We start from the raw sequence: 26,179 nt of genomic DNA on the forward strand, positions 1-26,179 counted from the left end.
TGGCGGGTTGAAGTCGGCCAGTCATGGGTGCAGGTCGCCAGTCAACTCGGGAAGAGGCCAGTCACTCAACGGGACGCGGTCAGCTTCTCGAGCAACTCGAGCGCGGCCTGCGCGATGACGGTGCCGGGCGGGAAGATCGCCGCGGCGCCGGCCTCGCGCAGCGCGTCGAAGTCACCGGGCGGGATGACGCCGCCGACGACGATCATGATGTCGTCGCGGCCCTGGGCGGCGAGCTCGTCGCGCAGTTCCGGCACGAGCGTCAGGTGTCCGGCGGCCAGCGAGTTGACGCCCACGATGTGGACGTCGGCCTCGACGGCCTGCCGCGCGACCTCGCCCGGGGTCTGGAACAGCGGGCCCACGTCGACGTCGAAGCCGAGGTCGGCGAACGCGGTGGCGAGCACCTTCTGGCCGCGGTCGTGGCCGTCCTGGCCCATCTTGGCCATGAGGATGCGGGGACGGCGTCCCTCGGCGGCCTCGAACTCGTCGGTCGCGGCGCGGGCCTGCTCGATGACGCCCACGTCGGCCCCGGCCTCCTCGCGGTAGACGCCGGAGATGGTCCGGATCGTCGCCTGGTGCCGACCGTAGACCTTCTCCAGCGCGTCGGAGATCTCGCCGACCGTGGCCTTCGCGCGGGCGGCGTCGACGGCCAGTTCGAGCAGGTTGCCTCCCCGGTCGGCAGCGTTGGTCAGCGCGGCGAGCGTCGCCTCGACCTCGTCGGCGTTGCGCTCCTCGCGCAGCCGCTGCAGCTTCTCGGTCTGCTCGCGGCGGACACCGGCGTTGTCGACCTTGAGGACGTCGAGGTCGTCCTCCTCGGCGAGGCGGTACTTGTTGACGCCGATGAGGGGCTGGCGTCCGGAGTCGATGCGCGCCTGCGTGCGGGCGGCGGCCTCCTCGATGCGCAGCTTCGGCAGGCCCTTGTCGATGGCCTTCGCCATGCCGCCGGCGTCCTCGACCTCGCGGATGTGCGCCCACGCCTGGCGAGCGAGGTCGTACGTGAGCTTCTCGACGTAGTGCGAGCCGCCCCACGGGTCGATGACCCGCGTCGTGCCCGATTCCTGCTGCAGCACCAACTGCGTGTTGCGCGCGATGCGGGCGCTGAAGTCGGTGGGCAGCGCGAGCGCCTCGTCGAGGGCGTTGGTGTGCAGCGACTGCGTGTGCCCCTGTGTCGCCGCCATCGCCTCGATGCACGTGCGGGTGACGTTGTTGAAGACGTCCTGCGCGGTCAGCGACCAGCCGGACGTCTGCGAGTGCGTGCGCAGCGACAGCGACTTGTCGTTCTTCGGGTCGAACTGCGACACCAACTTCGCCCACAGCAGCCGGGCGGCACGCAGCTTGGCGACCTCCATGAAGAAGTTCATGCCGATGGCCCAGAAGAACGACAGCCGCGGCGCGAACGCGTCGATGTCGAGGCCCGCCTCGATGCCCGCGCGGATGTACTCGACGCCGTCGGCCAGCGTGTACGCCAGCTCGAGGTCGGCGGTCGCTCCCGCCTCCTGGATGTGGTAGCCGGAGATCGAGATCGAGTTGAACTTCGGCATCCGCTGCGAGGTGAACTCGAAGATGTCGGAGATGATCCGCATCGAGGGCTGCGGCGGGTAGATGTAGGTGTTGCGGACCATGAACTCCTTGAGGATGTCGTTCTGGATCGTCCCCGTGAGCTGCTCCGGCTTCACCCCCTGCTCCTCGGCCGCCACCACGTACAGGGCGAGCACCGGCAGCACCGCGCCGTTCATCGTCATCGACACCGACATGCGGTCGAGCGGGATGCCCTCGAACAGCTGGCGCATGTCGTAGATCGAGTCGATGGCCACGCCCGCCATGCCGACGTCGCCGGTGACGCGCGGGTTGTCGCTGTCGTAGCCGCGGTGCGTGGGCAGGTCGAAGGCGATCGAGAGACCCTTCTGACCCATCGCGAGGTTGCGCCGGTAGAACGCGTTCGACTCGGCGGCGGTGGAGAAGCCCGCGTACTGCCGGATCGTCCACGGCTGGTTGACGTACATCGTCGGGTACGGCCCACGCAGGAACGGCTTGATGCCGGGGTAGGTGGCGAGGGTGTCGAGCTCGGCGGTGTCGTCGCGCGTGTAGAGCGGCAGCACGTCGATGCCCTCGGGGGTCTGCCACGGCGCGCCGTCGGCCCGCGGCGCCGCGGGCGCGACGGAGCCGAGGGTCGCGTCGCCGAAGTCGGGGATCGTCATGCCGGCACTCCGATCTCGTCGAAGGTCTCGCGCAGGACGGCGATCGCGTCGCACCCGGCGAACACGGTGCCGTCGACGCCGTCGAACGCCCCCTTGCCCGCGAGCAGCACGCGGGTGGCGCCGGCGTCCTTGAGCTGCGACGCCGCTGTCGCCGCCTCGTCGGCATAGACCTTGTCGGACGAACACAGGCAGGCAACCTTTGCGCCCGACTGCGCGAAATCGTCGACCGGGCCGGTGACGCACTCGATGCCGCCGGCCTGGAAGAGGTTGGCCGCGAAGCCGGCGCGGGCGCTGTGCACCGCGGCGGGACCGAGCGTGGCCAGGAAGACCTTCGGACGCTCGCCGGCCTCGGCACGGTCGCGGAACCCCTCGAACGCCCCGGCCCACCGCACGGACGGCAGCGGCCCCCCGGGCGGGTCGGGCCACGGTTCGCGCTCGACCGGCGTCTCGCCGACGAACGCGAACTCGCTGACACCGGTGATCGGTGCGCGGCGGTGCGCGATGTCGTCGTCGCGGCGGGCCCGGGTCGCCGCGATCAGCTCGTCGAGGCCGCCGTCGTCGAGCCGGGCGAGCGCGCCACCGTGCCGCTCGATGTCGGTGAAGACGTCCCACGCGGCCTCGGCGAGCTCGTGGGTCAGCGACTCGACGAACCACGAACCGCCCGCGGCGTCGGCGACGCGCGCGAGCGACGACTCGTCGTGCAGCACCGACTGCGTGTTGCGGGCGATGCGGCGCGAGAAGTCGTCCGGACGTCCGATGGCCGCGTCGAACGGCGCGACCGTGATCGCCTCCGCACCGCCGACCGCGGCCGCGAAGCAGGCGATCGTCGTGCGCAGCAGGTTCACCCACGGGTCGCGGCGGGTCATCATCGCCGCGGACGTGACGGCGTGCTGCCGCTGCCCGCGCCGGTCGTCGGATGCGCCGCTGAGCTCGGCGACGCGGTCCCAGACGCGGCGGGCGGCGCGCAGCTTGGCGATGGACGGGAACTGCTCTGCCGTGACGGCGAGCCGGAACTCGAGGCGGGCGAGCGCGGCGTCGACCGAGAGGCCGGCGTCGACGAGCGCGCGCAGGTACGCCACCCCCACGGACGTCGCGATGCCGAGCTCCTGGGCGTCCGAGGCGCCCGCGTCGTGGTAGGCGGTGCCGTCGACGGTGGCGACGCACAGCGCGGTGCCGGACGCCAGCTCGGCGAGCCGCGCGAGCACGGTGAGGTCGGCGTCCGACCCGGTACGGGCGCGCGTGCCGATGGGGTCGGCGCCCAGGGATCCCGTCAACGCGGACGGGTCGACGCCCCGCTCGCGCGCCAGGTCGAGCAGGGCGGTCGCGGCCCGCTCGGTGTCCGTCCCCGCGTCGAGGACGACCGGGGCGAGGTCGAGGTAGACGCCCTCGAGCGCGGCGGCGAGGCCGTCGACACCGAGCGCGCCGTCGCCGACGGTCAGCCACAGCGAGGTCGCGCCGGTCTCGAGATCGTTGAGGACCGCCGTGTTCGCGCGGCGCGCGTCCGGGTCGGCGTGCCGGGTGCGGACGTCCCAGCCGGGCGCGCCGGCGTCGGGCTGCGCGGCCCGGGCGCCACGGACGAACGGTGCCGTACCGGGCGGGCCGGGCACCTCGGTCGGGGCGTCGTCCGCGGTGTACAGGGGCCTGATGGTGATGCCGTCGTACGTGGTGGTCGCCAGCGCCGACTCGGGGTCGTCCGGGCTCGCTCCCGACTTGGCGAGCACGGCGCGGACGAGCTCACGCCACGCGTCGCGGTCGGCGGCCGGGAAGTCGGAGGCCAGCGCGAGCGAGGCCGGCGCCTCGGGCTCCGATTCGGGCGCGGTGTCGGGTCCGGACTCCGGTTCGGCCTGCGCGTCGGGCATGGCCCGACCCTAGGGTTTCGACGGCGTGTCGGCCCATCGGAGGTGGCCGATGTCTCGACCGGGTGTACGGACGGTCAGCCGGCGTCGGCGTCGAGGCCGAAGATGGGCGCGAGACCGGCGATGGTCACGGTGCGCCGGGCCGCGGGCGGCACCGAGCGCAGCTCGAGGTTCTTGCCGGCGTCCTCGGCGTGGTTGCGCAGTTCGATCCAGCAGCCGATGCCGGTGGAGTCGAGGAAGGTGAGGCCGGCGAGGTCGAGCACCAGGGTGGTGCAGTCGGCCTCGTCGAGCTCGGCGAGCGCGGCGTCGCGCAGGGCCGGAACCGTCGCCAGGTCGAGATCGCCCTCGAGGCTGACCACGGCACTGCCGTTCTCGCGGCGCGCGCCCAAGGACAGTGAACTCACGTCCCTACTGTGGCACAGTCGGCGACGCCTGCGCCCGCCGGTGAAGCATCCGGGGCGCGGGGCGCACCTGCCGCGTCGGGTGCACGACGGGCCCCGTGCAAGGATGCAGGCGGTTATTCGTTCGGGACCGGGACGAAGGGGGGACCGCAGCGTTGGTGGCGCCGACCGAGCGCGAGTTCTCCGGGGACCCGTATGCGCCCGCCGAGGCGCGCGCCTTCGTCATCGCGTCCCTGGGCACGGAGCTGGGCGCGCCGGTCACCTTCCCCGTCCGCGACGACATCGAGCTGGTCGTCAGCGAGCTGGTCACCAACGCCGTCCGGGCGGGCAGCGCGTCGGTCCGGGTCGCCGTCGAGGTCACCGGACGCCGTGCGGCGCTGCGTGTCGCCGACGACGCCCCCGGCTGGCCGCAGCAGCGCGCGGCCAGCATCCACGACGTGAGCGGTCGCGGCCTGGCCCTGGTGGCCGCGATCTCCGCCGCCTGGGGCGTCCGCCTCACCGGCGAGACGGGCAAGATCGTCTGGGCCGAGATCGAGCTCGACGGCACGTCCTGAGCCCGCGCCACACCCACCGAACCAACGCACAGCGCACTCACCGGCCGTTCGCGGGCGGATCGCCCACGATGGACGCATGCGCAGCACCACCTCTCCCCGCGTCCCGGCCACCCGGCCCGGCGCCGGGCTCGACCCGCGCACGCTGGCGCAGCTGCGGCTGATGCTCGAGCAGCAGCGCGGCTTCCGGCTCGAGCAACTGGCCGGGCTGGCGCAGCCCTCGACCCCCGAACGCCTGCAGGGCCGCGCCCACGACGAGATCACCGCCGCGCTCGCCGAGGGGGCGCGCGCCGCGCTGCGCGACGTCACCGACGCGCTCGCCCGCATGGCCGAGGGCACCTACGGCCGGTGCACGCGGTGCGCCACGCCGCTCGCGCTCGAGCGGCTCGAGATCCTGCCCCAGGTCGCGCTGTGCATGTCGTGCCAGCGCGCCGAGGCCGTGCGTGGGGGCGCCGGCTGAGGCAGCGAGGTCACGCCCGCCGGCCGCTCCGGGCATCGGCGTCGCCACGGCTCCGTGCCACCGGCGGTGCCGAGTAGGGTCGGCGGGCGTGACCGACCCGGGTGACCCCCAGCAGAACGCCGCCTCCGCCGCCGCAGTGCTGGCCGAGCGCACCGGACAGGACGCTCACGACGTCGCGATCGTGCTCGGCTCGGGCTGGGTCCCGGCCGTCGACGTCCTCGCCGAGGACGCCGCCGAGGCGCCCGTCGAACTCCCGGTCACCGACCTGCCCGGCTTCCTGCCGCCCGCCGTCGAGGGTCACGCCGGACGCATCCGCTCGCTGCGGGTCGGCGACCGCCGCGTGCTCGCCTTCCTCGGCCGCACCCACCTCTACGAGGGCCGCGGCGTCGAACCCGTCGTGCACGGGGTGCGCGTCGCCGCCGCGGCCGGATGCCGCACGGTCGTGCTCACCAATGCCTGCGGCGGGCTGCGCCCGGGCCTGTCCGTCGGCGACCCGGTGCTGCTGTCGGACCACCTGAACCTCACCGCCCGCACCCCGCTGGTCGGTCCCCGGTTCGTCGACCTCAGCGAGGCGTACTCGCGGCGGCTGCGCGAGCTCGTCCGCGGCATCGACCCGCAGATCACCGAGGGCGTGTACGCGCAGTTCCCCGGCCCGCAGTACGAGACCCCCGCCGAGGTGCGCATGGCCGGCATCCTCGGCGCCGACCTCGTCGGCATGTCGACGGTGCTCGAGACGATCGCCGCGCGCGCCGAGGGCTGCGAGGTGCTCGGCATCTCGCTCGTCACGAATCTCGCGGCCGGCCTCGGCGACCCCCTCGACCACGAGGAGGTCCTGGCCGTCGGCAAGGCGTCCGCCGCGCGCATGGGACGCCTGCTGGCGCAGGTCATCCCGCAGCTGTGACGTCCGGCCGGGTGCTGCTCACCGGCGCGGCCGGGCGTCTCGGCACGTACCTGCGCGACCGGCTGCCCGGTCTCGGGTGGCACGTGCACGGTCTCGACCGCGTCGCGGTGGCGGGCGGGACGGTCGCCGACCTCTCCGACCGGGACGCGCTCGTCCGCGCGGCCACCGGCGTCGACGCGATCGTCCACATGGCGGGCGTGCCCGACGAGCAGCCGTGGCCGGCGTTGCGCGACGCCAACGTCGACGGCCTGCTGAACGTCTTCGAGGCGGCGCGGGCGGCGGGTGTGCCGCGGGTCGTGTGGGCGTCGTCGAACCACGCGACCGGCTTCACCCCCACGACGCCCGAGCTGCCCGCGGACGTCCCCGTCCGCCCCGACACGCTGTACGGCGTCACCAAGGCCTTCGGCGAAGCGCTCGGACGGTACTTCCACGACCGCTACGGCCTGCGGGTCGCGTCCCTGCGCATCGGCACGTGCGCGGACGAACCCCCCGACGAGCGCGCGCTCGCCACCTGGTTGTCGCCGGACGACTGCGCGCGCCTGGTCGATGCCTGCCTGCGCAGCGACGCCCTCGGGCACGAGCTCGTGTGGGGCGTCTCCGCGAACACCCTTCGCACCTGGAGCCTCGAGGCCGGGCGCCGGCTCGGCTACGAACCGCAGGACGACGCCGAGGCCTTCGCCGCACGGGTCGCGGGCACCGCCCGTCCGTCCGACGTTCTGGTCGGCGGCGCGTTCACCGGACCGGAGTTCGGCATCGACGAGGTGGGAGCACGATGACAGTCCGCGACGACGTCCGGCAGCAGGTCGAGGCCTGGCTGGCCGACGAGGTGCACGACGGCGACGCCGCCGAGCTGCGGGCGCTGCTCGAACGCGGGGACGGCGACGAGCTGGCCGACCGCTTCGCCGCGCCGCTCACCTTCGGCACCGCCGGGCTGCGCGGCCCGCTGCGCGCAGGCCCCAACGGCATGAACCTGGCCGTCGTGCGCCGCGCCGCCGCGGGGGTCGCGGCGTGGCTCGCCGACGACGGCCACCGCGGACGTCCGGTGGTCGTCGGCTTCGACGGGCGGTACCGCAGCCACGAGTTCGCGCTCGACTCGGCGCGGGTGTTCGCCGCCGCCGGCTTCGACGCGCGGGTGATGCCGCAGGTGCTGCCGACGCCGGTGCTCGCGTTCGCCGTGCAACACCTCGACGCCGCCGCCGGGGTCATGGTCACGGCTTCGCACAACCCGCCGCGCGACAACGGCTACAAGGTCTACGCCGACGACGGCGCGCAGATCGCACCGCCGTCCGACTCCGAGATCGAGAGCCGCATCGAGGCGGTGACGTCCGTGCGCGACGTGCCCCTGGACGACGGGTTCGCCACGCTCGGCGACGACCTCGCCGAGGCCTACGTCGCCGCCGTCGCCGGGCTCGTCCGGCCGGGCCCCCGGCAGCTGCGCATCGTCCACACCGCGATGCACGGCGTCGGCACGCACACCGCGCTCGCGGCGCTCGCCCGCGCCGGGTTCACCGACGTCACCCCGGTGCCCGAGCAGGAGGCGCCCGACCCCGACTTCCCCACCGTGTCGTTCCCCAACCCCGAGGAGCCCGGCGCTCTCGACCTCGCCCTCGGCCTGGCGCGGGAACGCGGCGCCGATCTCGTGATCGCGAACGACCCGGACGCCGACCGGTGCGCGGTCGCCGTGCCCACTGCCGACGGCGGCTGGCGGGCCCTGCGCGGCGACGAGCTGGGCGTGCTGCTCGGCGACGCGCTCATGCGCGAGGGTGTGCGGGGCACCTACGCCACCACGATCGTGTCGTCGTCGATGCTCGGGCGGCTCGCCGCGGCCCGCGGGTTCGCGTACGCCGAGACGCTCACCGGGTTCAAGTGGATCTCGCGCGCCGCCGACGACCTCGTCTTCGGCTACGAGGAGGCGATCGGGTACGCCGTCGCCCCGCACCTCGTCCGTGACAAGGACGGCGTGAGCGCGGCCGTCCGGGTCGCCGACCTGGCCGCCCGGCTCGCCGCGGACGGGTCGTCGCTGCTCGCCCGGCTCGACGAACTCGCCGCCGAGGTCGGCCGCCACGCCACCGACCAGGTGTCGGTGCGGGTCGACGACCTGTCGGTCATCGGCGACACCATGGCGCGGCTGCGGCAGTCGCCGCCGACCACGCTCGTGGGGGCGGACGTCACCGCCGAGGACCTGCTGCCCGCCACCGACGGGTTGCGCTGGCGCTTCGAGGGCGGACGGGTCGTGGTCCGCCCGTCCGGCACCGAACCCAAGCTCAAGGCGTACCTCGAGATCGTGTCGGACGGGTCGTCGGACGAGGTCGCGTCGCGGCTGGCCCGGTTGCGCGACGAGGTGTCGGCGCTGGTGGGCTAACGGGTGGGGATCAGCCCGCCCCGGACCCATTCCCGCCACGACATGTTCCACGCGCCGTAGCCCTGCGCGACCTGCATGGCCGGCCCGTCGACGCCCTCGTAGACGACGACGTCACCGACCCGGAGGGTCTTGTAGAGCTTCGCGGCGTCCTTCGGCATGAGGTTCGTGCAGCCGTTGGAGTTGTCCTTGCCGCCCTCGATGCCCTTCTCGTTCCACGGCGCCGCGTGCAGGTACTCACCGTCGTAGGTGAGTCGCTGCGCGTCGGGCGCCTTCTTCGCGGGCAGGCCGGGGCCCTTCAGCGTGACGCTGTCCTGCTGCTCCATCACGACCTTGATGCCGCTGCGCGTGGGTGTCCTCGGCGCGCCCAGCGCCACCGGGGCGGTGAGCGTGCGCTTGCCGTTCACCGTCAGCACCAGCTCGTGCTTCTTGTCGTCGACGGTGGCGATCTGCCTCGGGCCGGTCTTGAACGTGAGCGAGGTCAGCCGCCCGTCCGTCGGCATGTCCTTGCCCATCGACGTCCCGGCCGGCGGGAAGGTCACCCGGATGGTCGCGTTCGCCGGCCAGTAGTCCTTCGGCCGCAGCTGCCCCTCGACCGGCCCGCGGCCGGCGGCCGAGCGCTGGAAGTACCAGGCCGTCGTCAACGGCCTGCCGTTCGCGGTCACCCGCGTCGCGGCCTGGAAGGCGCGGCCGTCGGTGACCCGCTGCGAGAAGTAGGCGATGACGGGCATGCCGACGCCGTAGGTCGAGTCGTCGCTGTTGAGCGTGGTGACCCGCACGACGCCGTCGTCCGTGCCGGTCGACGAGAGGGTCGCGGGCCTGCTGGTGCCCGGCGCCGCCACCGGCGCCGGGTCGTCCGAGCGTTCGGCGAGCACGACGGCGCCCGCGCCGACGAGCAGGACGGCGGCGGCCGCGGCCAGCGGGGCGGCCCACCGGCGACGGGATCCCGCGTGCGTGCGGATGTCGGGCGCCGTCGCCATCGGGTCGGCGAAGCGGGGCGGGGGCACGGGGGCGTGGTCGGGGACGTCGGCGCGAGCCTGCGCGGTGAAGGCGTCGCGCAACCGGCGCTCGAGCTCGAACTCGGAATCGTCGTTCATCGTCGTCCCTCCTCCCCGAGGGTCTTCTGCAGGGCGGCCAGGCCGCGGCTGGCGGCGGACTTCACCGCGCCGTTGGAGATGCCCAGCGTCTGCGCGATCTCCTTCTCCGACAGCCCGGACCAGTAGCGCAGCACCAGCACCTCGCGCTGGTGGCGGGGCAGCTTGCGGACGGCGGCGAGCGCCTCGCGGTGCTCGTCGCGCAGGATCGCGTGGTCGTCGGCGCCGGCCGTGGCCTCCGGTTCGGCCACCTTGAGGTGCTTGCGGACGGTCTGGCGGCGCCGCAGCACCGACCGGGACAGGTTCACGACCGAGGTGCGCAGGTAACCCAGTGCGGCGTCCGGGTCGCGCAGCTCGCCGGAGCGGCGGTGGAACGCCAGGAACGCGTCCTGCACGACGTCCTCGGCGCTCGCGACGTCGTCGACCATGAGGGTCGCCAGGCGCACCAGATAGCGCCAGTGCGCGTCGTAGAGGGCGCGCAGGTCGAGCGGGGCCGGCGTCGGGTCCGTCGGCCGCACCCCCTCGAACGTCACGGGCACCAAGGTTGTCACAAGACGAGGACGCCCGGCCCGGCACCGGGGTTGCCTCACGGGGCACGATTGGTGCCATGCCGTCCCGCGTGCAGCCTGTCACACCCGGCCCCGGACAGGAGTCCGTCTGGGACTACCCCCGCCCGCCGGCCTGCGTCCCGTCCGACAAGCACGTCGTCGTCCGCCTCGACGGCGAGACCGTCGTCGACACCCGCGGCGCCTACCGCGTGCTCGAGACGAGCCACCCGCCGACCTGGTACCTGCCGCCGTCGGACGCGACCCCGGGCGTCCTGTCCCGGTCGCGCCGGGGCGGGTCGTACTGCGAATGGAAGGGCGAGGCGACCTACTGGGACGTCACGGTCGGCGACCGGACGGTCGAGGCGCAGGCGTGGTCGTACGAGCACCCGACAGCTGGTTTCGCCGCGATCCGCGGCTTCGTCACCTTCTACCCGTCCGCCTTCGAGTGCTTCGTCGACGACGAGCGGGTGCGGCCGCAGGAGGGCGGGTTCTACGGCGGCTGGATCACCGACGACGTCGTGGGCCCGTTCAAGGGCGGGCAGGGCACGTGGGGGTGGTGAGGCGGCTCGTCCCGCTGGCGGTCGTTCTGCTGGCGCTGGCCGCCGGGTCCGTGCCCGCCGTCGCGCGACCGGGCTGGCGCCCGCCGCCCGCGGCCGGCGTGTTCGACTACCAGATCGGCGGGCCGTACGCGCCCGTCCGCGCCGTCCGCATCGTCGACCGCGACCGCAGCGCGAAGCCCGCGCCCGGCCGCTATTCGATCTGCTACGTCAACGCCTTCCAGACGCAGCCGGACGAGAACGGGTTCTGGCGCGCGAAGCACCCGACGCTGCTGCTGCGGGTCGGCGGGAAGCTCGTGCAGGACCCCGGCTGGCCCGGCGAGTACATCCTCGACACCTCGACCCCGGCGAAGCGTGCCGCGCTGCTGCGCGTCGTCGGCCCCTGGATCGACGGCTGCGCCCGCAAGGGTTTCGCCGCCGTCGAACCCGACAACCTCGACTCGTGGACGCGCCGGGGCGTGCGCGGGGCGATCACCCGCAGCGACAACCTCTGGTTCGCCTACGCCCTCGCCCACCGGGCGCACGTGCGTGGGCTCGCGATCGCGCAGAAGAACACGGTCGAGGAGTCGTCGTGGCTGCGGCGGCACGGGTTCGACTTCGCCGTCGCCGAGGAGTGCGAGGTCTATCGCGAGTGCGGGCGGTACGCGCGGTACTACGGCGCGCGGGTGCTCGAGGTCGAGTACACCGACAACGGGCGGACGGCGTTCCGCCGGGCCTGCTCCGAGCGGCACGGCCGGGCGTCGATCATCCTGCGCGACCGGGACGTCGTCGCGCGCGGGAAGGCCGCGTACCGGTACGCGTACTGCTGATCAGCTGCGGATCAGGTGCGGATCAGCTGCGGATCAACGAGGCCCGAACTGCCGGTCGCCGGCGTCGCCGAGGCCGGGGACGATGTAGGCGTTCTCGTTGAGCTTCTCGTCGATGCTGGCGGTGAACAGCCGGATCGGCAGGCCCGACTCCTCGAGCGCGCGGTGGCCTTCGGGCGCGACCAGCGCGCAGATGACGGTCAGCTCGGTGGCGCCGCGGTCGGCGAGCAGGCGCAGGCAGTGCAGCAGCGACCCGCCGGTCGCGAGCATGGGGTCGAGCACGAACACCGGACGCCCGGTGAGCGAGTCGGGCAGCGAGGCCATGTAGGGCGTCGGCTCGTGGGTGCGCTCGTCGCGGGCGAGGCCGACGAAGCCCATCTGCGACTCGGGCAGCAGGTTGAACGCCGCCTCGGCCATGCCGAGGCCCGCCCGCAGCACGGGCACCAGCAGCGGCGGGTTGGCCAGGCCGGTGCCGGTCGTCGGCGACACGGGGGTCGTGATGGGGACGTCCGCGCGCTCGAGGTCGCGGGCGGCCTCGTAGACGAGCAGCGTGGCCAGCTCGCGCAGCGCGCTGCGGAAGTCGGCGTTGCTGCTGCGCTCGTCCCGCATCACGGTGAGCCGGGCCTGCACGATCGGATGGTCGACGACGGTCGTCTGCACCCGGCGACTCTAGACCGCCGGGGTCGGCGGCCGGAGACCTAGACTGACCGGAATGACGGCCCTGTCCACTCCGGCTCCCGCCGAGCTGTCCACTCCGGCTCCCGCCGAGTTCGAGAGCGCGACCCGCGACGACGCGGCGTTGCGCCGCTTCCTGCACGGCCTGCCCGGCGTCGACCAGGTCGGCGCGGCGGGCCGGGCGGCCTCGCTCGCCACGCGCAGCATCAAGACGACGTCCAAGGCGTGGGCGATCGACACCGCCATCTCGATGGTCGACCTCACCACGCTCGAGGGTGCCGACACCCCGGGCAAGGTGCGCTCGCTGTGCGCGAAGGCGCGCCGCCCCGACCCGTCCGACCCGTCGGCACCGGCCGTCGCGGCGGTGTGCGTCTATCCCGACCTGGTCGAGACGGCGGTCGCCGCGCTCGGCGACTCGGGCGTGCAGGTCGCCTCGGTCGCGACGGCGTTCCCGTCCGGACGCGCGGCGCTCGCGACCAAGCTGCACGACGTGCGCGACGCCGTCGCCGCGGGCGCGACCGAGATCGACATGGTCATCGACCGCGGCGCGTTCCTCGCCGGGCGCTACAAGCAGGTCTACGACGAGATCGTGGCGACCAAGGCCGAATGCGGGGACGCGCACCTCAAGGTGATCCTCGAGACCGGCGAGCTGGTCACCCTCGACAACGCCCGTCGGGCGTCGTGGCTGGCGCTGCTCGCGGGCGGCGACTTCATCAAGACCTCGACCGGCAAGGTGTCGCCCGCGTCCACCCCGCCGGTCGCGCTGGTGATGCTCGAGGCCGTCCGCGACTTCGCCGCCGCGACCGGGCAGAAGCGGGGCGTGAAGCTGGCGGGCGGCATCCGGGCGACCAAGGAGGCCGTCCGCTACCTCGTCATGGTCAACGAGACCGTCGGCGACGACTGGCTCGACCCGCACCTGTTCCGCTTCGGCGCGTCCAGCCTGCTCAACGACCTGCTGCAGCAGCGGCACAAACTCGCCACCGGCCACTACGACGGCCCCGACTACGTCTCGGTGGACTGACATGCCCTTCGACTACGCGCCGGCACCCGAGTCACGCGACATCGCGCGCCTGAAGCCGAGCTACCAGATCTTCGTCGACGGGAAGTTCCGCGACGGGTCCGGCGAGGCGGTCAAGACGATCGACCCGGCGGACGAGCAGCCCCTGGCCGAGGTCGCCGAGGCCGGGCCGTCCGACGTCACCGACGCCGTGCGCGCCGCCCGCCGCGCGTTCGACGGGCCGTGGTCGGCGATGTCCGGGGCCGAGCGCGGCAAGTACCTGTTCCGCATCGCGCGCGCCATCCAGGAGCGCGGTCGCGAGCTGGCCGTGCTCGAGTCGCTCGACAACGGCAAGCCGATCCGCGAGTCGCGCGACGTCGACGTCCCGACCGCTGCCGCGCACTTCTTCTACTACGCCGGCTGGGCCGACAAGCTCGGTCATGCCGGCTTCGGTCCCGCGCCGCGTCCGCTCGGTGTCGCCGGTCAGGTGATCCCGTGGAACTTCCCGCTGCTCATGGCGGCGTGGAAGATCGCGCCCGCGCTGGCCACCGGCAACACCGTCGTGCTCAAGCCGGCCGAGACGACGCCGCTGACGGCGCTGGTGCTCGCCGAGATCGTCGCCGAGGCCGACCTGCCGCCGGGTGTCGTGAACATCCTCGCGGGCGGCCCGTCGATCGGGCAGGCGATCGTCGAGCACGACGACGTCGACAAGATCGCGTTCACCGGTTCGACCGAGGTCGGCAAGATCATCCAGAGGTCGGTCGCCGGCACCGGCAAGAAGGTGACGCTCGAACTCGGCGGCAAGGCCGCGAACATCGTGTTCGACGACGCGCCGCTCGACCAGGCCGTCGAGGGCATCGTCAACGGCATCTTCTTCAACCAGGGTCAGGTCTGCTGCGCGGGGTCGCGGCTGCTCGTGCAGGAGTCGATCGCCGACGAGCTGATCGCGGCGTTGCAGCGCAGGTTGAGCACGTTGCGCGTCGGCCACCCGCTCGACAAGAACACCGACGTCGGCGCGATCAACTCCGCCGAGCAATTGGCGCGGATCCGCGCAATCACCGACGAGGGCGAGGCCGAAGGGGCCACGCGCTGGTCGCCGCCGTGCGAGCTGCCCGAGCGCGGCTTCTGGTTCCCGCCCACCGTCTTCACCGACGTCAGCCAGGCGAACCGCATCGCGCAGGACGAGATCTTCGGGCCGGTGCTCACCGTCCTCACGTTCCGCACCCCGGACGAGGCGATCGCGAAGGCCAACAACACGCCGTACGGACTCTCGGCGGGAGTGTGGACCGAGAAGGGTTCGCGCATCCTGTCGATGGCGAACAAGCTGCGCGCCGGCGTCGTGTGGGCCAACACGTTCAACCGCTTCGACCCGACCGCGCCGTTCGGCGGCTACAAGGAGTCCGGGTTCGGCCGCGAGGGCGGTCGCCACGGGCTGGAGGCATACCTCGATGTCTGACGACCGGATCGACGTGCGCAAGACGTACAAGCTCTACATCGGCGGCAAGTTCCCGCGGTCCGAGTCGGGTCGCTCGTACCCGGTGACGTCCGCGAAGGGCACGCTGCTGGCGCACGCGGCGCAGGCGTCCCGCAAGGACGTGCGCGACGCCGTCGTCGCGGCGCGCTCGGCCTTCGGCGGCTGGTCCGCCGCGACCGCCTACAACCGGGGACAGGTGCTGTACCGCGTCGCCGAGATGCTCGAGGGACGGCGCGCGCAGTTCGTCGCCGAGGTGCAGGCGTCCGAGGGCGTCACGGCACGCCGCGCCGAGGCACAGGTCGACGCCGCCGTCGACCGGTGGGTGCACTACGCCGGCTGGGCCGACAAGTACGCGCAGGTCGTCGGCGCCACAAACCCGGTGGCCGGACCGTACTTCTCGTTCACGCTGCCCGAACCGACCGGCGTCGTCGGCGTGCTCGCGCCGCAGGACTCGTCGCTGCTCGGGCTGGTGTCGGTACTCGCTCCGGTGCTGACGACGGGGAACACCGCGGTGGTCGTCGCCGCCGAGGCCCACCCGCTGCCCGCGATCTCGTTCGCCGAGGTGCTGGCGACGTCCGACGTGCCCGGCGGGGTGGTGAACCTGCTGACCGGCAGCGTCGCCGAGCTCGCGCCGTGGCTGGCCTCCCACCGCGACGTGAACGCGCTCGACCTCACCGGCGCCGCTCCCGAGCAGCGAGCAGAGTTGCAGCGCGCCGCCGCCGACAACGTCAAGCGCACCTACGTGCCGCGCGCCGGCCGGTGGACCGACGACCCGGGCCTCGTCCGCCTCAACGCGTTCGTCGAGACCAAGACCGTCTGGCACCCGATCGGGGTCTGAGCGCGCTCGGTCACGTCGCGTCGTCCCAGACCAGGCCCCGCTCGCCCTCACCGGACCAGCGCGCATCGAGGCGGGCCGCCGGCGCGTTGCGGCGCCAGAACGTGTTGCGCGGCACCCAGTCGCGATCGAGCGGGTCCCACGCGATCGTGCGCCACCCCCACCAGCCGCCCTCGTACTCGCTCGGCGTGGGCCCGCTGGGCAGGTGCGCCGGAAATCGTCGCCCCGCCCCGTCGCGCAGTTGCTCGTGCTCGACATCGAGCACGAGCGGACGCCCGCGGTGGTCGATCAGCGCGAGCCCGCACCCGGTGGCGTCGAGCAGGCGCAGCACGGTGTCGAAACGCGGGACGGTCGTGCCGGCCTCGATGCGCTCGACCGTCGAGCGCCGCAGGCCCGAGAGCTCGACCAGTTCCCGCTGGCTGAGCCGCCGGTGACGCCGGATCGCCCGCAACCAGGTACCCGCTCGAACCGACGGCTCGGGGTCGGCCTCGCGCGCGGCCAACCCCAGCTCGCGGGCCCGTTCCCGTCGCGCCTCCGCCGGGCGCGGGCGTCGCCTGGAACTCGATCGGAGCGGGTCGGCAGCGGTCACGCCCCCACTGTGCCCCGGGCCGCCGGCCCGGGAGGGCCCCGTCCGCCGTCCTGTGGACAGCCGGCGCCGGACGCTGCCGGCTGTGGACAACCGGCGGCCGACGGCACCCTCCCTTCCGTCCGCCCTTCTGCTCTGCCCGCGTCCGAGCGCACCAGGTACGCCCGCCACCCTTCTGCTCTGCCCGCGTCCGTGCGCACCAGGTACGCCCGCCACCCTTCTGCTCTGCCCGCCCGAACGCGCACAGCGCGCACGTCGCAACCCCCGCACGCATGCGGGCAGAGCAGAAACACCGCCGGGTCCCGCTGTGCGCACCCATGCGGGCAGAGCAGGAGGACCGCCGGGTCCCGCTGTGCGCACCCTTGCGGGCAGAGCAGGAGGACCGCCGGGTCCCGCTGTGCGCACCCATGCGGGCAGAGCAGAAGGAACGCCGGGTCCTGCCTTGTGCACGTATGCGGGCAGAGCAGGAGGACCAAGAAAGAGGGAGGTGTCGATCGTCAGAGCAGTCCGTCGCGCCGCAGGCCGCGCAGGGCGACGAGGCCCGGCACGGCCGGCAGCCAGACGGTGACCAGGCGGGAGAGCAGCGCGGCGGCGGTCGCGGCGTCCGGCCCGAGGCCGGCCGCGACGAGGCCGGAGATCATCGCGGTCTCGACCGCGCCGATGCCGCCGGGCGTCGGCACGAGCGACCCCGCGCTCGACGCAGCGAGGTAGACGGCGGTCAGCGTGAGCAGCGACGCGTGGCCGCCGACGGCCATCACGCAGCAGGCGAACGCGGCGACGTGCGTGAGGGTGAGCGCAGCGGAGGCGCCGAGGCCCGTGACCGCCCGCACCGGGTGGGCGCGCAGGTGGGCACCGACCGTGCGCGCCGACGCGACCGTCCGTACGAGCACCGCGCGCGCCCGCGGCACGTGCCGGGCCACCACCACGGCGACGGCGAGCACGACCGCCCCGGCGAGCGCGACCAGCAGGCCCGATCGACCGGGAAGATCGACGTCCCCGGCCGCGAAGCCGGCGATCGCCCCGACGACCGCCACGGTCGCGACGAGCTGCACGATCTGCGCGACGGCGACGACGGTCAGGGCGGTCGGGGTCTCGAGCCCGCTGCGCACGAGGAACCGCGTCCCGATGGCGGGTGTGCTGACCGCGGCGGGGGCGATCACCCGCAACCCACCGATCGCGAGCTGCGCCCGCAGCGTGTCGACGGCCCGCAGCCGCAGGGGCGCGAAGGCGCTGATGTTGTGGGCCGCCGCCGCGAGCGACACCACGAACCCCGCGACGGCCGCGAGCAGCCACAGCGGGCGGACGTCGACGAACATGCGCGTGAACGAGACGTCGCGCAGCTGGACGACGAGCACCCCGACGCACGCGACGAGGACGAGCGCGTGCGCAGCCGTCCGCCGCGGGTTCTCGACCGTCGTCACGCTCACGTGACGAGCCTGTCGTGCGCGCGCCCCGATGTCTGTGGGTGCATCACCCCATTGCCGGGGTAGTGGTACCCCTACCCCTCATCGGGGCACGGGTAGGTTCCGGGCTATGACGTCGTCCGCCGCCGCCATCGTCCCGATCGCGCTCACCGTCAACGACCGCACCGGCATCACGCTGTACGCGCCCCCGTGGGAGGACGAGGACGGCGAGGAGTGGCAGGGCTTCCTCGGCGACGGCGCGAAGATCCTGGTCTACCCCAGCGCGGACGAGCTGGCGACCTTCATCGCCTCGGGCGAGGAGAACGACCTGTCCGACCACCCCGGCTGGGGCCAGGTGCTGCGTTCGACGCCGGCCGACCTGCGCCCGTCGCTCGAGGACCGCTACGACCTCGACCAGGTCTACGAGTGGGCCTCCGGCGAGCCCGACCCGCTGAACATCTCCCACCTCGCCAACGTCGTCGACATGGTCGGCCGCATCGCCGACTGCTGCGACGACGGCAAGCTGCGCCGCCTCGTCGAGGGCACGCCGGCGTTCGCCGAACTCGTCGACGAGGACGTCAGCTACCAGGGCCGCGAGGGCCGCAAGCGCTGGAACGAGCTGGGCGACACCATCGCCGAGTCGTGGGAGCGCGCGGTCAAGCGCGTGGACGACTGGCTCAACTGGCAGGGCGACTTCACCGATACCGAGATCGAAGACGACGGCACCGTCTGGGACCGCGTCGGCGCCGAGCCCGTCGAGCTGCAGTTCTCCGACGTCACCTACCTGACCGTGCGCGGCGACGTGCCGGTGCACGCGGACGGCGACGAGGTGCGCGTCGAGTTCCTCGGCGACGACCAGAAGGTGTCGGTCTTCACCGAGGTCGCCGACCTGGCCCTGTACTGCCGGGAGGCCAAGGAGCACCGCCTCGTCAAGCTCGAGTGGTGGTCGGAGCTCGCCGACGCCGACGACGACATGTTCGAGCCCACCGAGGACGCCGTGTACGACCTGCGCAAGCCGTCGTCGCGCGGCGCCGAGGTGCTGCGCGAGCTCGCCGAGTTCTGCGGCCTGAGTGCCGACACCGACGTCCTCGACGGCCCGACGGTCAACAAGGACGACTGGGCCGACCTCGTCGCCGAGGTGCGCAGCTGCTTCGAGGAACGCGACTGACCCGTCCCGGACGGAACACCCCCGGCGCGGGCCGCGTTGTGGCCGGTATGGACCAGCTCGCGCCCGTTCCGCTGTCCGTGCTCGACCTCGCGCCCGTCGAGGAGGGCTCCACCGCGACCGACGCCGTCCGCGCGACCGTCGACCTGGCGCGCCGCGCCGACGAACTCGGTTTCAGCCGGTTCTGGGTCGCCGAACACCACAGCATGCCGGGCATCGCCAGCTCGGCCCCCGCCGTCCTGCTCGCCGCCGTGGGCGCGGCGACCGAACGCATCAGGCTCGGCTCCGGCGGCGTGATGCTGCCCAACCACGCGCCGCTGGCCGTGGCCGAGCAGTTCGGCACCCTCGCCGCACTGCACCCCGGCCGCATCGACCTGGGCCTCGGCCGCGCTCCCGGCAGCGACCAGATGACCGCCTACGCCCTGCGCCGCGGCACCAGCGAGGGTCCGGACGACTTCCCGCAGCAGCTGGGTGAACTGGCCTGCTTCCTCGCCGACGACTTCCCCGCCGACCACCCGTTCGCCGGACGCGTCAGCGCCGTGCCGAAGGGCGAGCTCCAGCCGCCGCTGTGGCTGCTCGGCTCCAGCCTCTACAGCGCCGAGCTCGCCGGACGGCTCGGCCTGCCGTTCGCGTTCGCGCACCACTTCGCCGGCAGGAACACGGTGCCGGCGCTGCAGACCTACCGCGACGCGTTCCGCGAGGGCGGCCTGCTCACCAAGCCCTACGCGATGGTCACCGTGCAGGTCGTCTGCGCGCCGACGGACGAGGAGGCCGGCCGGCTCGCGCTGCCGTCCGCCCTGTCGTTCCTGCGGCTGCGCCAGGGCAACCCGGGCAAGACCCCGACGCCGGAGCAGGCGGCCGCCTACCCGTGGTCGCCCCACGAGCAGCAGTTCGTGCTGCAGCGCCGCGACGGGCAGGCGATCGGATCGCCGACGACCGTCCGGGCCGCACTGACACGACTGCTCCAGCAGACCGGCGCCGACGAGCTGATGATCACCACGCAGGTCTACGACACCGCCGCCCGGATCCGTTCGCTCGAACTCGTCCGCGGGCTGTTCGACGAACTCCCGCTCGGTCTGCAGCAGGGCTGACGTCGCTCGCAGGGACGGGCCCCTACTCTCGCCCCATGGCCCTGCCCCTGCGTCGCCGCCCGCCGCTCGCCGGAGTCCCGCTCGCCGCGCTGCTCGCCGGACTGCTCGCCCTCACCGCCTGCTCGTCGGACGGCGACAGCGGGCCGTCCCGCACCCTGTCGAGCGGCGGTGCCGGCCCGACGGGCCCGAGCACGTCCGCCGCGCCGTCCACCGGTACGAGCAGCCGGCCGGCGTCGACGTCGCCGTCCGACACCACGAGCGCCACCCCGACCGACACCCCGGACTCCCCCGCCGAGCGGACGCTGGCGACCCTGAGCCTGCGGCAGCGGGTCGGTCAGCTCATCATGATCGACTGCCCGACGTCCGGGCTCGCCGACGCGACCCGCACGGCCGTCACGCAGTACGCGGTCGGGTCCGTGATCCTGGACGGCACCACCCAGGCAGGCCTCGCGCCCGTCCGGTCGCTGACCGCGCAGTTGCGCGACCTCGCGCCGTCCGCGCCGGGGTTGTTCATCGCCACCGACCAGGAGGGCGGGCTGGTCCAGCGGCTGCAGGGGCCGGGGTTCGACCGCATCCCGAGCGGCACCGTCCAGGGCACGTACTCGCCCGGCGCGCTGCGCGCCGACGCCCAGCAGTGGGGCGCGCAGCTGCGCGCCGCGGGGGTGAACGTGAACCTGGCGCCCGTGCTCGACACCGTGCCCGCCGGCGGCGGGCCCAACCCTCCCATCGGTGACCTCGACCGCCAGTACGGCTCGACCCCGGCCGCCGTCACGTCCCACGGGCTCGCCTACGCCCGCGGCATGAGCACCGCCGGCGTCGACCCGGTCGTCAAGCACTTCCCGGGTCTGGGCCGCGTCTCGGGCAACACCGACGAGACCGGGGGCGTCACCGACACCGTCACCACGCGCGACGACCCGTACCTCGCGCCGTTCCGCGCCGCGATCCGCGCCGGCGTGCCGTGGGTGATGATGTCGACCGCGATCTACTCCCGCATCGATCCCGGCACCCCGGCCGCCTTCTCGCGGACGATCGTCACCGGCCTGCTGCGCGGCACCCTCGGCTTCCGCGGTCTCGTCGTCAGCGACGACGTCGGCGCCGCCCGGCAGGTGTCGTACCTGACGCCCGGTCAGCGCGCGGTGCAGTTCGTCCGCGCGGGCGGCGACATGGTGCTCACCGTGGTCGGCTCGAATGCCGGGCCCATGACCGGCGCGTTGCTGGCCGAGGCCCGGTCCAACCCGTCCTTCCGTCGGCTGGTGGACGCCGCCGCGCTGCGCGTGCTCGAGGCCAAGCAGGCCCGCGGCCTGCTCGGCTGACGCCCGCGGGCGCCTCCCCGCTCACGCCCGCACGACGACGAGCACCGACAGCCGGGGGTCGAGGGCGAGGGCCGTCGACCCGTCCGCGCCCGCCATCTGCCAGTAGGCAGCGAACGATCCCTCGGACGCCGGGGCGGTGAACGGCACCTCGACGCGGACGCTCTCGCCCGGTGGGCAGCCCGGCAGGGGCACCGCCCGCGCGCTCTCGATGACGAACCGGGCCGTGGGCGCGCCGACCCGTTGCAGCACGCGGTCGGCCCACGCGACGGTGCCGGCGTTGTGCAGCGTCCACGCGGAGGCCAGCGGCTCCCCCGGGCCGACGAGCTGCCCGAACGGCAGTGATCCGGGTTCCACGCGCATCGCGTCGCCCGGCACCCGCCGCTCGGGACGCTCGCCGGCCGAGCTGCCGCGCGCGCCGCGCGCCTCGGCGTACAGGCTGAGCAGCAGGCCGTCGCCGCCGAAGTGCTCGTCGTAGTACTCGACGATGCCCCGGTTCGGGCGCGACCGTCCGGTCTCGATCAGCGACAGCGTCCCCCGCCGGTACCCGGACCGGTCCTCGACCTGGCGCAGCGAAACCCCCGCGGCGCGGCGCAACCGCCGCATGTCCGACCCGATCTGCTGCCACAGTCCCGGCGGCGGTGCCGCAGCCTGCCCCGGACGTCCCCCCGACTCCCCTTGCACGTCCCGGCTCCCTTCCGACGGCCGCGGCACCGGCGCGCCGAGCACGGTTCGGACTATGGCAACCAGAACCCTCCCGGAGAGCCCTGCACACGCTGGTTCGTACGACCTCGTACACACGCCGCGCCGCCTCGGACAAGGTCCGATCGGCCGTTACTCGCTCAATTCGGGCGACTTACGATCCGGCGAACGATCGATCACGAACGAGGGAACAGCGGGGGGCTCGACGAGTGACGGAACGCGTTCCCCCCGACCCCCGTGCGATCACGAGCCGCACCGAGCTGGGCCGGGCCCTGACCGCGCTGCGCATCGACGCCGATCTCTCGATCCGCCAGCTGGCGCGCCGGGCGGACATCCCGTGGACGACCGTCGGCGGTTACTGCGCGGGACGCAACGTGCCCACGCCGGCGCAGATGCCGCGCGTCCGCGCGATGCTCGGCGCGTGCGGGGTGCCGGACGGCGACCTCGACGACTGGGACGACGCCATCCGCCGGGCGCGCGCGTCCGCCGCCACCCCCGACACCCGGGCAGGGTCGCCGTACCCCGGACTGAGCTCCTTCGACGTGGCCGACGAGCGGGTCTTCTTCGGCCGCGCCGCCGAGACGGCCGACATCCTGGCGTGGCTCGAGCGGCTGCGCGACGACCCCGGACCCGGCCGCGGGACGCTCGCCGTCGTCGGGCCGTCCGGGTCGGGCAAGTCGTCGCTGCTGCGGGCCGGGGTGGTCGCCGCGCTGCGGCGCGACCCGCAGCGCTGGGACGTCGTCCTGGTGACGCCGGGCAGCGACCCGCTCGCCGTCCTCCCGGACCCCGGCAGCCCCGCGGACGGGATCCGTCAGGTGGTCGTCGTCGACCAGTTCGAGGAGGTGTTCACCTCGGTCGACGCCGCCGTCCGGGCGCGCTTCCTGGGCCGGCTGGCCGCGGGCGCGCCGGGGCGCATCGTCGTGCTCGGCATGCGCGCGGACTTCTACGCGACGGCCGCCCGCGAGCCGGTGCTGCTGCCGGTGCTGCAGCACGCCCAGTTCCTCGTCGGACCGCTCGACGCGGCGGCACTGCGCGAGACGATCGTCGGGCCGGCCGGGGCCGCGGGCGTCGAGGTGGAGGACGGGCTCGTCGACCTCGTGCTCGCCGACCTCGCCCCGCACGACGGACGCGACGACGCCCACGACGCGGGCGCGCTGCCGCTGCTGTCGCACGCGCTGCTGTCGGCGTGGGAGCGGGGCACCGGACGCACCCTCACCCGCGAGGACTACCGCGGCGCCGGCGGCATCGGCGCCGCCGTGCAGCGCACCGCCGAGGACGCCTACACCGCGCTCGGACCCGACGAGCAGGCGGCGGCGCGCGCGCTGTTCCTGCGTCTGGTGCACGTCGAGGACGACGTCGCCGTGACCCGCCGGCGCATCACCGGGTCCGAGCTGGAGGACCTGCAGGACGACGACACCGTCGCGGGCCTGGTGTCCGGTTTCGTGCAGCGGCGGTTGCTCACCGCGACCGACGGCAGCCTCGAGATCAGCCACGAGGCGCTGCTGTCGGCGTGGCCGCGGCTGCGCGGCTGGCTCGAGGAGGACCGCGTCGGCCTGCAACTGCACCGCCAGGTCACCGAGGCCGCGAACAGCTGGGTGCGCGCCGGGCGGGACGAGTCGCTGCTGCTGCGCGGCACCCTGCTCGCCGGCGCGGCCGACCTGGCCGCCCACCCGAGCCACCGCACGGTCCTGAGCCGGCAGGAGCAGGAGTACGTCGCCGCGGGGGTCGCGGCGCGCGAGGCCGCCGAGCGCGCCGCCCGTCGGCGCACCCGCCGGCTGCAGCAGCAGCTGGTCGCGCTGGGCGTGCTGCTGCTCGTCGCCGCCGGGCTGGCGGCGCTGTCGCTGCACGCCGAGTCGAGCGCCGACGCAGCGGAACGCCGGGCGGGCGCCGCCCGCGACGAGGCGCTCTCACGGCAGATCGCCGGCCGGGCCCGCGAGCTCGCCGCGTCGAACCCGGCGCTGGCCCAGCAGCTCGCCCTCGTGGCCTACCGGGAGGCGCCGTCGGACGACGCCCGCGGCACGCTGGTCGACCAGTCGAGCCGGCCGTCGATCACCCGGGTGCTGGGCGAGCAGGGCCCGACGCCGCTCGCGATCACCCGCGACGGGCGGACGGTCGCCGTCGGCCGCGCCGCCAGCGGCACCGTCGCGCTGTACGACCGCACGCGCGCGGTGCCTCGCCTGGTGGCCACCGTCCGCCCGCCCGACCCGCGCCCCAAGCAGGCGTTCGCGCTCGCCTTCAGCCCGGACGGACGGTTGCTGGCGATCGCCGGCGAGTCCCGCACCGTCCGCCTCGTCGACGTGTCGGACCGCGCGCGTCCCCGGGTGCGGGGGCAGATCCCGACCGGTTTCACCGGCGACGTCCAGGACGTCGCCTTCTCCCCGGACGGACGGCTGCTCGCCGTCGCGGGCACCGGCGCCCGGTCGGTCGCGCTGTGGTCGGTGTCCGACCCGGCCGCGCCGTCCGCCCTGCCGGCGCTGCCCGGAGCGCCGGCCGGACCGGCCGTCACCGTCCTGCGGGTCCGCTTCAGCCCCGACGGCCGCACCCTCGCCGCCGACGGTCGCGACGACAGCACGCTCTACACGTGGCAGCTGCGGGGTGACACCGTCACCGGCTCGCGGCACCGCCCCGTCGGCACGGGCGGGCTGTACGGCCTCGCCTGGCTGCCCGATGGCCGGCGGCTGCTGCTGGGCGACCGTGACGGGCAGGTGCTCGTCGTCGATGCCCGCACCCTGCGTGCCGACGGCGCCCCCCTGGACGTCGGCACCGGCCAGGTCACCGTGCTGGCCGCGGCGCCCGACGGCGACCGCTTCGTCGCGGGAGCGTCCGACAACACGGTCACCCAGTGGTCGCTTCGCTCGCGCCTCGAACTGAGCGGGGTCGGTGACCCGGGGCCGGTGACCGGGGTGGCCTACGGTCCCGGCGGCACGACGGTGCTGAGCACCGCCGCCGACGGCACGCTGCTGTCCTACGCCGCCGGGTCGGGCCTGCCCGCGGACGGGGACGTGTTCAACCTGCAGGCCTCGCGGGACGGCACCCGGCTCGCGGTGGCCACCGGCACGCCGCGGCCGGGGGTCCGCATCCTCGATCTGAGCGACCCGGACAGTCCGCGGCGGGCGTCGCCGCTGATCACCTCACCGCCGGGCGTCTCCGACGTCAGCGGCACCGCCGGGTTGCGCCCGGACGGCGAGGTCGTCGCTGCCGGGACCCAGACCGGCATGCTGCTGCTCTACGACGTCAGCGACCCCGCACGGCCGCGGCCCCTCGCGCGGCTGCAGGCGCTCACCGCGGGGAGCCTGCTCGAGGCCATCACCTTCTCGCCCGACGGACGGTGGCTGGTGGCCGCCGGCGACGACGACACCGCCCGCGTCATCGACGTGTCCGACCCGTCGCGTCCCCGCCCGCTCGCCACGCTGCGCACCGGCGGGCTGGCGCTGGGCACCGCGGTCAGCCGCGACGGCCGCTACCTGGCGGTGGCCAGCGGCGACGGTCGCGCCTGGGTGTGGGAGATGCGCGACCCGGCCCGGCCGCGTCGGGTCGCGACGCTCGGCGGCTTCGCCTCGTACGTCTACGCGGTCGCGTTCTCGCCCGACTCGTCCCGCCTCGCGGTCGGCAGTGCCGACCACACGGTGCTGCTGTGGCAGCTGCACGGCTCGGCACGCCCGACGCGGGTCGGACCCCGGCTGATCGGGCCGTCCGACTACGTCCTCTCGGTGGCCTTCAGCCCGGACGGCGACCGGCTGGCGGTGGGGTCGTCCGATCACACGGTGCGGGTCTACGACATGCGGGGCGTGCCGCGGCGGGTGCCGGAGCTCGCCCTGACCTCGATGCCCGGCAACGTGTTCGCGGTGATGTGGTCGCCGGACGGGTCGCGGGTGATGGGCGGCGGACGGCCCGAGGCGATCCGTTCGTGGGACCTGAACCTGGCGGCGTACCGCACCCGGCTCTGCGCCGTGGCCGGCACGCCGATCACCCGGGACGAGTGGGCCCTGTACGTGCCCGGCGCCCGCTACGACCCGCCGTGCCGCTGAACGGGGTCCGGGGACACTCGCGTGCGGCCGGTCATCCGTCGCCGGCCTCGGTCCGGGACGAGCGGTGCGCCCCGCAGCACACCCATCGTCCCGCTCCTCCCCAGGACCCGGGCCGGCGACGGTTGACCAGATGCTGGCAGCGCGCACGCCCGCGCGGGCCCGGTCCACGAGTTCTCGGACAAACC

General features: G+C 74.2%; 23 protein-coding genes. 14 read left to right on the forward strand and 9 right to left on the reverse strand.

The features are described from left to right. Window positions 1-65 precede the first annotated feature (65 nt). The 3 genes from scpA to ACYVP9_RS18740 all read right to left on the reverse strand — a co-directional run bounded on the left by scpA (window position 66) and on the right by ACYVP9_RS18740 (window position 4,455). Complete coding sequence (gene scpA / locus ACYVP9_RS18730; RefSeq protein WP_460606458.1) at window positions 66-2,195, reverse strand: methylmalonyl-CoA mutase; 2,130 nt, start codon at window positions 2,193-2,195, stop codon at window positions 66-68. Further along, entirely contained in the window at window positions 2,192-4,054 is a 1,863-nt protein-coding gene (locus ACYVP9_RS18735; protein ID WP_460606459.1) for a methylmalonyl-CoA mutase family protein, read from the reverse strand. The genes scpA and ACYVP9_RS18735 overlap by 4 nt, the downstream gene beginning before the upstream one ends. Before the next feature lie 74 nt (window positions 4,055-4,128). After that, window positions 4,129-4,455 (reverse strand): STAS domain-containing protein, encoded by a 327-nt coding sequence (locus ACYVP9_RS18740; protein WP_460606460.1) that lies wholly within the window; start codon window positions 4,453-4,455, stop codon window positions 4,129-4,131. 155 nt (window positions 4,456-4,610) lie between these two features. Between ACYVP9_RS18740 and ACYVP9_RS18745 the strand changes: the two genes are divergently transcribed. The 5 genes from ACYVP9_RS18745 to ACYVP9_RS18765 all read left to right on the forward strand — a co-directional run bounded on the left by ACYVP9_RS18745 (window position 4,611) and on the right by ACYVP9_RS18765 (window position 8,726). Next, complete coding sequence (locus tag ACYVP9_RS18745) at window positions 4,611-5,006, forward strand: ATP-binding protein (RefSeq protein WP_460606461.1); 396 nt, start codon at window positions 4,611-4,613, stop codon at window positions 5,004-5,006. A 76-nt stretch (window positions 5,007-5,082) separates the two neighbouring features. Continuing rightward, window positions 5,083-5,463: a TraR/DksA family transcriptional regulator gene (locus ACYVP9_RS18750; protein WP_460606462.1), complete on the forward strand. Its 381-nt coding sequence runs from the start codon at window positions 5,083-5,085 to the stop codon at window positions 5,461-5,463. A gap of 88 nt (window positions 5,464-5,551) precedes the next feature. Further along, complete coding sequence (locus tag ACYVP9_RS18755; RefSeq protein WP_460606463.1) at window positions 5,552-6,364, forward strand: purine-nucleoside phosphorylase; 813 nt, start codon at window positions 5,552-5,554, stop codon at window positions 6,362-6,364. Next, window positions 6,361-7,140, forward strand: a complete 780-nt coding sequence (locus tag ACYVP9_RS18760; protein WP_460606464.1) for an NAD-dependent epimerase/dehydratase family protein — start codon at window positions 6,361-6,363, stop codon at window positions 7,138-7,140. The genes ACYVP9_RS18755 and ACYVP9_RS18760 overlap by 4 nt, the downstream gene beginning before the upstream one ends. Then, complete coding sequence (locus ACYVP9_RS18765; protein WP_460606465.1) at window positions 7,137-8,726, forward strand: phospho-sugar mutase; 1,590 nt, start codon at window positions 7,137-7,139, stop codon at window positions 8,724-8,726. Before ACYVP9_RS18760 ends, ACYVP9_RS18765 begins: the two co-directional genes overlap by 4 nt. Here the strand turns inward: ACYVP9_RS18765 and ACYVP9_RS18770 are convergent. Both ACYVP9_RS18770 and ACYVP9_RS18775 read right to left on the reverse strand, forming a co-directional pair. Then, on the reverse strand, window positions 8,723-9,820 hold the full coding sequence (locus ACYVP9_RS18770; RefSeq protein ID WP_460606466.1) for a L,D-transpeptidase: 1,098 nt from the start codon (window positions 9,818-9,820) through the stop codon (window positions 8,723-8,725). The genes ACYVP9_RS18765 and ACYVP9_RS18770 overlap by 4 nt on opposite strands. Continuing rightward, window positions 9,817-10,350 carry an RNA polymerase sigma factor gene (locus tag ACYVP9_RS18775; protein ID WP_460606467.1) on the reverse strand — a complete coding sequence of 178 codons (534 nt, stop codon included), beginning with the start codon at window positions 10,348-10,350 and terminating at the stop codon, window positions 9,817-9,819. Before ACYVP9_RS18775 ends, ACYVP9_RS18770 begins: the two co-directional genes overlap by 4 nt. 74 nt (window positions 10,351-10,424) lie before the next feature. On the opposite strand from ACYVP9_RS18775, the gene ACYVP9_RS18780 reads away from it, so the two are divergent. Both ACYVP9_RS18780 and ACYVP9_RS18785 read left to right on the forward strand, forming a co-directional pair. Then, window positions 10,425-10,925, forward strand: coding sequence for a DUF427 domain-containing protein (locus ACYVP9_RS18780; protein ID WP_460606468.1), 501 nt, complete (start codon window positions 10,425-10,427; stop codon window positions 10,923-10,925). After that, complete coding sequence (locus tag ACYVP9_RS18785; protein WP_460606469.1) at window positions 10,922-11,731, forward strand: endo alpha-1,4 polygalactosaminidase; 810 nt, start codon at window positions 10,922-10,924, stop codon at window positions 11,729-11,731. Before ACYVP9_RS18780 ends, ACYVP9_RS18785 begins: the two co-directional genes overlap by 4 nt. Before the next feature lie 33 nt (window positions 11,732-11,764). On the opposite strand, the gene upp is transcribed toward ACYVP9_RS18785, so the two are convergent. Further along, window positions 11,765-12,388, reverse strand: a complete 624-nt coding sequence (upp, locus tag ACYVP9_RS18790; RefSeq protein ID WP_460606470.1) for a uracil phosphoribosyltransferase — start codon at window positions 12,386-12,388, stop codon at window positions 11,765-11,767. Window positions 12,389-12,440: 52 nt separating this feature from the next. On the opposite strand from upp, the gene deoC reads away from it, so the two are divergent. From deoC to ACYVP9_RS18805, 3 genes are read left to right on the forward strand one after another with little or no spacing between them, the layout of a single operon-like run. Then, on the forward strand, window positions 12,441-13,424 hold the full coding sequence (deoC, locus tag ACYVP9_RS18795; protein ID WP_460606471.1) for a 2-deoxyribose-5-phosphate aldolase: 984 nt from the start codon (window positions 12,441-12,443) through the stop codon (window positions 13,422-13,424). Between the two features lies 1 nt (window position 13,425). After that, on the forward strand, window positions 13,426-14,856 hold the full coding sequence (locus ACYVP9_RS18800) for an aldehyde dehydrogenase family protein (RefSeq protein WP_460606472.1): 1,431 nt from the start codon (window positions 13,426-13,428) through the stop codon (window positions 14,854-14,856). Further along, window positions 14,849-15,712 (forward strand): aldehyde dehydrogenase family protein, encoded by an 864-nt coding sequence (locus ACYVP9_RS18805; RefSeq protein WP_460606473.1) that lies wholly within the window; start codon window positions 14,849-14,851, stop codon window positions 15,710-15,712. Before ACYVP9_RS18800 ends, ACYVP9_RS18805 begins: the two co-directional genes overlap by 8 nt. Window positions 15,713-15,722: 10 nt before the next feature. Here the strand turns inward: ACYVP9_RS18805 and ACYVP9_RS18810 are convergent, their stop codons facing one another. Continuing rightward, entirely contained in the window at window positions 15,723-16,298 is a 576-nt protein-coding gene (locus tag ACYVP9_RS18810; RefSeq protein WP_460606474.1) for a helix-turn-helix domain-containing protein, read from the reverse strand. A gap of 494 nt (window positions 16,299-16,792) precedes the next feature. Next, entirely contained in the window at window positions 16,793-17,722 is a 930-nt protein-coding gene (locus ACYVP9_RS18815; protein WP_460606475.1) for a lysylphosphatidylglycerol synthase transmembrane domain-containing protein, read from the reverse strand. Between the two features lie 106 nt (window positions 17,723-17,828). Here ACYVP9_RS18815 and ACYVP9_RS18820 point away from each other — a divergent pair, with 106 nt between their 5' ends. Genes ACYVP9_RS18820 through ACYVP9_RS18830 form a run of 3 tightly spaced genes read left to right on the forward strand, consistent with a single transcriptional unit; the run spans window position 17,829 to window position 21,267 of the window. Beyond that, window positions 17,829-18,866 carry a hypothetical protein gene (locus ACYVP9_RS18820; protein WP_460606476.1) on the forward strand — a complete coding sequence of 346 codons (1,038 nt, stop codon included), beginning with the start codon at window positions 17,829-17,831 and terminating at the stop codon, window positions 18,864-18,866. A gap of 47 nt (window positions 18,867-18,913) precedes the next feature. Continuing rightward, entirely contained in the window at window positions 18,914-19,954 is a 1,041-nt protein-coding gene (locus ACYVP9_RS18825) for an LLM class flavin-dependent oxidoreductase (protein WP_460606477.1), read from the forward strand. A gap of 35 nt (window positions 19,955-19,989) precedes the next feature. Further along, window positions 19,990-21,267: a glycoside hydrolase family 3 protein gene (locus ACYVP9_RS18830; RefSeq protein ID WP_460606478.1), complete on the forward strand. Its 1,278-nt coding sequence runs from the start codon at window positions 19,990-19,992 to the stop codon at window positions 21,265-21,267. Between the two features lie 21 nt (window positions 21,268-21,288). On the opposite strand, the gene ACYVP9_RS18835 is transcribed toward ACYVP9_RS18830, so the two are convergent. Next, a complete protein-coding gene (locus ACYVP9_RS18835; RefSeq protein ID WP_460606479.1) occupies window positions 21,289-21,948 on the reverse strand; it encodes an NBR1-Ig-like domain-containing protein in 660 nt (219 codons plus the stop codon). Between the two features lie 227 nt (window positions 21,949-22,175). On the opposite strand from ACYVP9_RS18835, the gene ACYVP9_RS18840 reads away from it, so the two are divergent. After that, window positions 22,176-25,994 carry an nSTAND1 domain-containing NTPase gene (locus tag ACYVP9_RS18840; protein ID WP_460606480.1) on the forward strand — a complete coding sequence of 1,273 codons (3,819 nt, stop codon included), beginning with the start codon at window positions 22,176-22,178 and terminating at the stop codon, window positions 25,992-25,994. Window positions 25,995-26,179: the final 185 nt, after the last annotated feature.

It is taken from the genome of Jatrophihabitans fulvus, from assembly GCF_054781375.1.

What these genes read in the sequence shown, in the direction of transcription:
- ACYVP9_RS18735 (WP_460606459.1), bottom strand. Translation starts at nt 4,054, where the DNA reads ATGCCCGACGCGCAGGCCGAACCGGAGTCCGGACCCGACACCGCGCCC.
- ACYVP9_RS18750 (WP_460606462.1), top strand. Translation starts at nt 5,083, where the DNA reads ATGCGCAGCACCACCTCTCCCCGCGTCCCGGCCACCCGGCCCGGCGCC.
- ACYVP9_RS18830 (WP_460606478.1), top strand. Translation starts at nt 19,990, where the DNA reads ATGGCCCTGCCCCTGCGTCGCCGCCCGCCGCTCGCCGGAGTCCCGCTC.
- ACYVP9_RS18780 (WP_460606468.1), top strand. Translation starts at nt 10,425, where the DNA reads ATGCCGTCCCGCGTGCAGCCTGTCACACCCGGCCCCGGACAGGAGTCC.
- ACYVP9_RS18800 (WP_460606472.1), top strand. Translation starts at nt 13,426, where the DNA reads ATGCCCTTCGACTACGCGCCGGCACCCGAGTCACGCGACATCGCGCGC.
- ACYVP9_RS18770 (WP_460606466.1), bottom strand. Translation starts at nt 9,820, where the DNA reads ATGAACGACGATTCCGAGTTCGAGCTCGAGCGCCGGTTGCGCGACGCC.
- ACYVP9_RS18805 (WP_460606473.1), top strand. Translation starts at nt 14,849, where the DNA reads ATGTCTGACGACCGGATCGACGTGCGCAAGACGTACAAGCTCTACATC.
- scpA (WP_460606458.1), bottom strand. Translation starts at nt 2,195, where the DNA reads ATGACGATCCCCGACTTCGGCGACGCGACCCTCGGCTCCGTCGCGCCC.
- deoC (WP_460606471.1), top strand. Translation starts at nt 12,441, where the DNA reads ATGACGGCCCTGTCCACTCCGGCTCCCGCCGAGCTGTCCACTCCGGCT.
- ACYVP9_RS18765 (WP_460606465.1), top strand. Translation starts at nt 7,137, where the DNA reads ATGACAGTCCGCGACGACGTCCGGCAGCAGGTCGAGGCCTGGCTGGCC.
- ACYVP9_RS18820 (WP_460606476.1), top strand. Translation starts at nt 17,829, where the DNA reads ATGACGTCGTCCGCCGCCGCCATCGTCCCGATCGCGCTCACCGTCAAC.
- ACYVP9_RS18825 (WP_460606477.1), top strand. Translation starts at nt 18,914, where the DNA reads ATGGACCAGCTCGCGCCCGTTCCGCTGTCCGTGCTCGACCTCGCGCCC.